This window comes from Acidiphilium iwatense, from assembly GCF_021556475.1.
GTDB classification, from domain to species: Bacteria; Pseudomonadota; Alphaproteobacteria; order Acetobacterales; family Acetobacteraceae; genus Acidiphilium; species Acidiphilium iwatense.
In genome coordinates this window covers 1-2,059 of sequence record NZ_JAKGBZ010000122.1, presented here as the reverse complement: position 1 = coordinate 2,059, position 2,059 = coordinate 1, and the positions used below count along the sequence as shown (strand labels likewise).

Annotated in this window: 1 protein-coding gene and 1 pseudogene; one reads left to right on the top strand and one right to left on the bottom strand. The window is 60.9% G+C overall.

What is annotated here, in order from left to right; genetic code table 11:
• Positions 1–734, bottom strand: a pseudogene (locus L2A60_RS20290) (IS66 family transposase zinc-finger binding domain-containing protein); the annotation flags it as partial.
• A gap of 546 nt (positions 735–1,280) precedes the next feature.
• On the opposite strand from L2A60_RS20290, the gene thpR reads away from it, so the two are divergent.
• Positions 1,281–1,814, top strand: a complete 534-nt coding sequence (gene thpR / locus L2A60_RS20285; RefSeq protein ID WP_235706269.1) for an RNA 2',3'-cyclic phosphodiesterase — start codon at positions 1,281–1,283, stop codon at positions 1,812–1,814.
• Positions 1,815–2,059: the final 245 nt, after the last annotated feature.

Sequence of the window (2,059 nt, the reverse complement as noted above, 5' to 3'; positions counted from 1 at the left end):
TCATCCCCACCATGCCGGAGCCTCGCCTGCTGCCACTGGTCCAGAAATTCGCCGATATGCTCGCCGACCTGCCCGTCTTCGCCGAGACTTTCGGGGCAGTGTGAAAATGAGGGGAGTCTTGAGTCCGCCATCAGGAGAGCAAGACGCTCGAAGCTGATCGCTTGCGTGATGTGCAGATGGATGATCAGGGCACAAAGCCCTGGCCCAAACGGCGACCCTGGGACAAAACCTTCAGGGGGTGGTGCGCCGATATGCTTGCGACAGCAGGGACAGACGCCATGATGGCGGTTGATCCTGGTGACAATCGGCTTGATCGGCGGCAGGTCGATATGGTCGTAGGCGTGGATCTCGGACTGATCCGCCGCATCGAGGGCATGGTCGCAGTTCGGACAGGCTGTCAGCCGCGCTTCGATGACGCGGTCGGGGTTTTCGGCCAGCGCGCGCGCGACACCAGGATGGCTATGGCGGCGTTTTTTGCGCCCTTGCGGCAGGTTCGGCTTCTGGCCCTTCGAAGGGGGCAGGCTGGAATTGTCAGGCGTCTTGGGGGGCGCATTGAGTTTGGCCTCCAACTCAATTACCCGTGCCGATAACGTCGCGACCTGCGCCATGAGGGCCTCGATCTGGCCAACTTGCGCCGCTATCTGGGCGGCCTGGGCGGCAACCTGCGCCTGTTGCGCCAACACCAGGTCGACCAGATCATCCTTGGAAAGCCCAAGAAGGGTTTCGCGAGTCACGGATATGGTAAATCGAATCCGCCGTGACCGTGTCAAGCACAAACTTCATGCCACGAAGCCCACTACGTCACAGCGGGGTGAGTAAATACGAAGCAAAAGCCGCAAATACCGGTCGCAAAGCGGCTAATCCGTCAACTCTGGAGCCAATTAGCGGTCGCAGCCAAATGGGTAGGGCACAAGCTCGACATTATGTTTGATGAAGTGGCCAAGACTGGTGGCAGAGTTCTTGGGATAGCTGCGGTTGTGATGGAGCCGCATATTCACGCAATTATCGTCGCAGCGTGGACAAACGTGATGCACTGGCTACAGCTTGCTACGTCGTCTTTTTGACGACTTGAGCGCTAAATATAACCCAGCGCACAATCTCTGTATGATCGCCGATCCCAGCACAAGATACCCCCACCAACCCGCCCTCACCACCCCGCTTGACCATCCGCGCCCCGCTCGGCACGATACTCATCGTTTGGCGAGCAATTTCATGACTTTTCTGGATCGCTCCGCGATTCCAGCAAAGCCATATTGCTCTAGGCAAAGGAGGGCAAAGCCATGCGTCTGTTCGTCGCCCTCGACCTGCCCTGGGAGATCAAGCAGACCCTGGCGGGCTTCGCGATCAACCTGCCCGGTGCGCGCTGGGTGCCGGCGCGGAACATGCACCTCACGCTCCGCTTCATCGGCGAGGCCCAGCGGCTGGAGGCCGAGGAGATCGATCATGCGCTCGCCGCGATCCGCGCGCGCGGCTTTCCCCTGGTGCTGACCGGCGCCGGCTGGTTCGAGAAAGCCGGGCGCGCCAACACGCTGTGGATCGGCGTCGAGCGCAACCAGGCGCTGTTCCACCTTCAGACGAAAATCGAAACAGCCCTGCGCCGGGTCGGCGTGCCGGCCGAGCGCCGCCGCTACACCCCGCACGTCACCCTGGCCCGGATGGACCTGCCGGTCGGCCCGCGCCTCGCCGAATTCGTCCAGAGCCGCAATCTCTACCGCTCGCCGCCGATCGAGGCCCGCCACATCACCCTGTTCAGCTCGCATCTCGGCGACGACCACCCCGCCTACACCGCCGAGGTCGAATACGAACTCGGCTAACCCCCTCCGCAGAAATGTTGATCGGTTGAGCTGAAAAGAAAGTTCTCACCACCAGGACGCCGATACTTTTACCCGGCGGCCAGTCATGAGTGAACGTCAAGGATTTCAACAAGTTAAATGAAGCCTAGTACCCCGAGTCGCTCATAGTGCGGGGTATAGCCGCTTCAGTTTGATGCGGGCGTTTGCGGTGGTGAAGTGCCAGTTGGCCTTGACGTGATCCCTATTGCGGGTGCGCTCCCATGCGG

Excerpts from the sequence above, each read along its gene's own strand:
- thpR (WP_235706269.1), top strand. The coding sequence starts at position 1,281 with ATGCGTCTGTTCGTCGCCCTCGACCTGCCCTGGGAGATCAAGCAGACC.